General features: G+C 76.8%; 4 protein-coding genes. 2 read left to right on the plus strand and 2 right to left on the minus strand.

Annotated elements, in window-relative coordinates:
- Positions 1-113 precede the first annotated feature (113 nt).
- On the plus strand, positions 114-656 hold the full coding sequence (locus IG86_RS0137785) for an NUDIX domain-containing protein (RefSeq protein WP_030834176.1): 543 nt from the start codon (positions 114-116) through the stop codon (positions 654-656).
- A 54-nt stretch (positions 657-710) separates the two neighbouring features.
- On the opposite strand, the gene IG86_RS0137790 is transcribed toward IG86_RS0137785, so the two are convergent.
- Both IG86_RS0137790 and IG86_RS0137795 read right to left on the minus strand, forming a co-directional pair.
- Positions 711-1259 (minus strand): hypothetical protein, encoded by a 549-nt coding sequence (locus IG86_RS0137790; protein ID WP_030903041.1) that lies wholly within the window; start codon positions 1257-1259, stop codon positions 711-713.
- 267 nt (positions 1260-1526) lie between these two features.
- Complete coding sequence (locus IG86_RS0137795; protein ID WP_107056332.1) at positions 1527-2321, minus strand: YqjF family protein; 795 nt, start codon at positions 2319-2321, stop codon at positions 1527-1529.
- Positions 2322-3208: 887 nt separating this feature from the next.
- On the opposite strand from IG86_RS0137795, the gene IG86_RS0137800 reads away from it, so the two are divergent.
- Positions 3209-4816: an alpha/beta hydrolase gene (locus IG86_RS0137800; protein ID WP_234316371.1), complete on the plus strand. Its 1608-nt coding sequence runs from the start codon at positions 3209-3211 to the stop codon at positions 4814-4816.
- Positions 4817-5012: the final 196 nt, after the last annotated feature.

Genomic DNA, 5012 nt, shown 5'->3' on the forward strand with positions numbered 1-5012 from the left:
GGCCGGCCGGGGCCGGCCCGGACGGGCGGGGCAGGGGCTGGTGAGCCGGGGCGGGTGGGGCCTGGGCGCCGCTCTGCGCAGGACTGCGGGGGGCGGGCGGTGATACTGGTGGGGTGACTTCGACTCCCCCGGCGCAGGCGGTCCCGTTCTCCCGTATCAAGATCCGTACCGCGGCGCTGGTGTTCTGCGGTGACGAGGTCGCGCTCATCCGCCGCGACCGGGCCGGGTCGGTCCATTACAGTCCGCCCGGCGGGAACGTGGAGGACGGCGAGGACCTCACCTGCGCGCTGCGCCGGGAGCTCGCCGAGGAACTCGGCCTGGACATCGGCCTCGCCGAGGGCGGCGACCTGCTGTGGGTGATCGACCAGCGCGTCACCCGCCCCGGTCCCACGCCGCCGCCGCGCAAGCTCCATCTGATCCACCGCCTGCACATCACCCCCGAGCTGCGCGACACCCTCGCCGGGGAGGAATGGGACGAACAGCCCGACGGCAGCCACGAGGTCGGCGTGATCGAGTGGATCGACTACCGCGAGACCGCCGGGCTGCCGGTCTTCCCGCCCATCGGTGCCGCCCTCGCCGCGCTGCCCGATCCCCGCGCGGCCACGGCCGACGCCGCCCTGGACGCCGTCACCGACGCCAACTACACCTGGGTGTGAGGCCCGGCGCGGCGGCCGGCGGCCGGCGGCGGCGCCTCTTTCCCCTCCGTGCGGTCAGGAGGCCCGGCGGGGACGGGCGGTGCGGTGCGGACGGCGCCGGGCGGCCGGGGCCTCCGGGGCGGCCTGCGGTGAGGAGAACCCGCCCGCGACGGGCAGCGGGGCCGCCGCCGGTGCGGTGGCCGGCGCGGGGACCGTGGCGGTGACCGGGGCCCGGCGGGCCTGGGCCTGGGGCTGGGAGCGGCCGAGGATGGCGGTGTGCGGGATGAGCGGTGCGCAGGACTGGCAGATCTCGGTGAGCGTCCAGACCTGTCCCACGGCCGGGTTGTGGACCAGGACCAGGAGGGTGGAGCCGGTGCACTGGGTGCGGGTCTCGTGGAGCGCGCACTGCGCGGCCCGGCAGGCGCACGCGGTGTCGGGGCGGACGGTGGCCAGCCGCGCGTGGGCCCTGACGTGCTCGGCGGCGAACCGCTTCAGGGCCGCGGTGTCCTTCGAACGGGGCGGCATGCGGCAGGCTTCGGTGCTGCAGGTGACGGAGGCACTGTGATCGGCGTGGCCGGTGAGCCGGACCGTCCAGGTCCGGCCGGGCACGCGTGATCCGGGCATGAGGGTCAAGTCGGGGTCCGATCGTCGTGTTTCAGGTGGGTCGGTCGCTGTCGGTCGCGGTCGGTCGCACCGACGCGACGCGAGGCTGATCGCGGCGGGGTGGACCACGCGGGCTGTCGTCCCGGGACGGCGTCTCGCGGTTGCGGCGGCGCCGGGCCGCGGAGAAACGGACATCGCGCGGCCTCGGACGTGGGGACTTTGTCGCACGCGCCCGCAGGCTCTGTCAATGCCCCGCGCCTGGTCAAACGGGCGGACGGCCGGGTCGGGTCAGCCGGTGGGGCGGGTGAACCGTACCGGGACTCCAGGGGAGTACAGCACGCTGGCCGGGGGGCCGGCGGGCGCGGGCAGGCCGGCCGCGGCCACCAGGTCCTCGTCGCAGTGCAGGAGTTCGGCGCGGTGCAGCGGCCAGCGCGGGTGGCTGTTGGGCAGGTACAGCAGCCGGCCGCAGAAGTCGCTGTGCAGGCCCCAGCGGGCGGTCAGGAAGTGTTCGAGGGCGGTCGGCTCCTCGACGGGTGCGCCGGTCCGTACGGTGATGGTGCTGTGCGCGCCGCGCGGTCCGGGCCAGCGCCGGCTGCTGGTGTAGGTGAGGGTGGGGCCGTCGCGGCGGACGGACATCCGCGACCACTGGTACGGGAGGCGGAACGCGGTCCGGGCGGCGAGGACGGGGATCAGGCGGGAGGCGTCGAGGGAGCGGAAGACCACGCCGCGGCGGCCTTGGTCGTCGACCGAGTAGAGGCGGACGTTGGTCTCGGGGAAGGAGCCCAGGTAGGGGATGCCGGGGAGGCGGAGCCAGCCGACGCGGTGCATGCGGAACGCGACGAGGCCGACGTAGGTGACGCCGTCCAGGGTGTCCGGGGTGGTGCCGGCCGGCAGCAGCGGGGCGACGTCGGCGGGGTCGGCGGCCCAGTGCAGGAAGGTCAGGTCGAGCCAGGACTGCGTGAGCAGGGGCCGGTCCACACCCGGGTGGTGGGGCGCATCGGCCGTTATCGGCCCGACGGGCACGGCGGGCCTGTCGGGCACGGCTCGCCCGGGAGGCGGCTCGGCGGGCGGCGTGTGCTGCATCGCGCCAGTATCCCGCAGGGCCCCCGCGCCGCCCCCGCCCCGGGGTGGGCGGGGGCGGGCCTGGATCTGCGCCGCGCCCCGGCGGTTCGGCCTGGGTCCGGGTCCCGGGCGCGCTGCCCGCGGCCGAGAGCGGTCGCAGGGCGGACGCGGCAGGCGCTGCGGAGTACCGGAGACGGGCGACAGCGGGGCGGGGGTGCGTGCCGGGGGCGGCCGGGCAGGCGCGGCCTTGCGGAGCCGGCCCAGGGAGTGTCGTCAAGTGGCGTCGGCCGCCCGGAGGACGCGGGCCGGCGAGGGCGGGTACGTGCGGTCGCAGGGCGGTGGAGGGAATCGACGCGGAGCGTCGGTGACCGACGACGGCGCGGCAAGCGTGCGTGCCGGCCCCGCCGCGCCGGCGGGGTGTCCGTCCGGTCGGGGTGGGCGTCCGGTCGGGGTGGGCGCGTCGTGGACGCCGGTCTGGATCCGGGGTCCGTCGCCGAGCGCGTCGAGCGCGTGCGCGATGTGTTGCAGGGCGGCGGTCGTTCCCGCCCGGGCCGGGCCGGTTCGCTCTGCCGGGTGACCGCCCGTGTCCGGTCCGCCGAGTCCGGCGGGTGCGGTAGCAGGCCTGGCAGCGCTTCGGACGCCTGCGGGACCCCGGTCGAGGGGGCGAGGGCGCGCCCGGCGCGGGCAGGTCGCTGTCAGGGAGCGGACGGGGCCCCGGCGAGGCCGCCCGCGGAGCCGCTGCCGTCCGTCGTCTGCGCCACGGCCCGAGGGCCTCACGGCCCGGTCCGTGCCGGACGGGTGTCACCTCCTGGGTGTAAGGGGGAATCAACTCCTGGTGGGACGACGGGGGCAGGGGCGGGCGGCTACGTTGGCGGCCGTTCGCGACGCCCATCACGGAGGTTCGCAGCATGCAGATCCGTTCCGCCGATGCCCCGCGCGGGCGCGTGGTGTGGGCGATGGCCCTCGTCCTGATCGCGGTCACCGCGCTGCTGGGGGCCGCGCCCGGCCCGGCCACGGCGGCGCCGCCGGACGGCCCGCCGGTGCCCGTGCTGTCCTGGGGCCCCTGCGGCGGCGCGCAGGACGGCTTCGAGTGCGCGACCGCCCGCGTACCGCTGGACTACCGCCGGCCGGCCGGGCCCACGATCGCCCTCGCCGTCACCCGGCGGCTCGCCGCCGACCCCGCCCGCCGCAGCGGTGTCCTGCTGCTGCACCCCGGCGGACCGGGCAACTCGGGTGTGGACTTCGCCCGTAACAGCCACGCCGCCCTGCCCGCCGTCCTGCGTGACTCCTTCGACGTCGTCGGGTACGACATGCGCGGTGTGGCCCGCAGCGGTCAGGTGGAGTGCTGGGACGACAAGGAGTACGCGGCCGCCGTCGACGCCGCGCGCGGCGTGCCCGGCCCGGGGGCCCTGCACCGTGCGGTGCGGCAGGGCGCCGACTTCGCGGCCGCCTGCCGGCAACGCTCCGGTGACCTCGTGCCGTTCGTCGGTACCGGCTCGAACGCCAAGGACATCGACCTGCTGCGCCGGGCCCTGGGCGAGGAGACGCTCTCCTTCTACGGCCGTTCGTTCGGCAGCTACGTCGGCACCGTCTACGCCGCGCAGTTCCCGCGGCGGGTGCGCGCGATGGTCCTGGACGGGGCCTACGACCCGCGCCTGTACGCGGACGTGCCCTACGCCTACGACGGCGAGCAGTTCACCGCCCTGGACGCGGCGGTCGGCCGGTTCCTGGACTGGTGCGCGGACAACGCCGCCCTCTGCGGGTTCGGCGAGGGCCGGCCGCGGCAGGCCTTCGAGGAGCTCAAGCGGGCGCTGGACGCCGACCCGGTCGTCACCGCGAGCGGCCGCCCGGCCACCGGCTACACCCTCGCCTACCGCCTGATGTTCAACATCAACGCGGGCAAGGAGATCTGGCCCTACCTGGGTGAGGCGCTGCGGGCGGCGCAGGACCGGCAGGCGTCGTTCCTGCTGTCCCCGCCGTCGCCGGCGTCGTTCGACTTCCTGAACGTGAACACGGCCGTGGAGTGCACCGACCGCGTGTATCCGGCCGGCCGTCCGCTGCTGGGCGTGCTGGTCGGCGCGCACGCCGCGTCGGCTCCGCTGCTGGGACCCGCGATCGGTCTGGGGCCGCCCACCTACGACCACAACCACGCGCCGGCCTGCGTGCAGTGGCAGGCGGACCGGCCGAGCCGGTTCGAGGGCTCCTACCGGGCCGCCGGGTCCGCCCCGATCCTGGTCCTCGGTACGACCGGGGACCCCGACACCCCCTACCGGGACGCCGTGGCCCTGGCCGGGACGCTGGAGAACGGCCGGCTGCTGACCTTCGCCGCCGAGGGGCACACCGCCTACAACCGCAGTGCCTGTGTCAGTGCTCTGGCCACCGGCTACCTGGCCACGCTGGCGCTGCCCGCGCGGGGCACCGTGTGTGCGGACGAGACGCCCCCGGAACCGGTCGGCCGGCGTATCGCGGCCCTGGAGGTCGACGAGACGCGTGATGTGATCCCCACGCTGCGCTGAGCACCCGGGCCCCGCGCCGGGAGGGGGCCGGGCCGGGAGGGGCCGGGCCGGGAGGGGCCGGGCGGGATGCGGTCCCCGTCGCGGCCATGAGGGCCAGAACCGCACCCCGCACCGGGCACCTACCCGGCGCCGCCCGGCCGACACCCGCCAGGCCGGGGCGGGGCGGGTGGGGGGGGGCGGGGCGGGGGGGGGGGGA

It is taken from the genome of Streptomyces virginiae (assembly GCF_000720455.1).
Lineage (GTDB): Bacteria > Actinomycetota > Actinomycetes > Streptomycetales > Streptomycetaceae > Streptomyces > Streptomyces virginiae.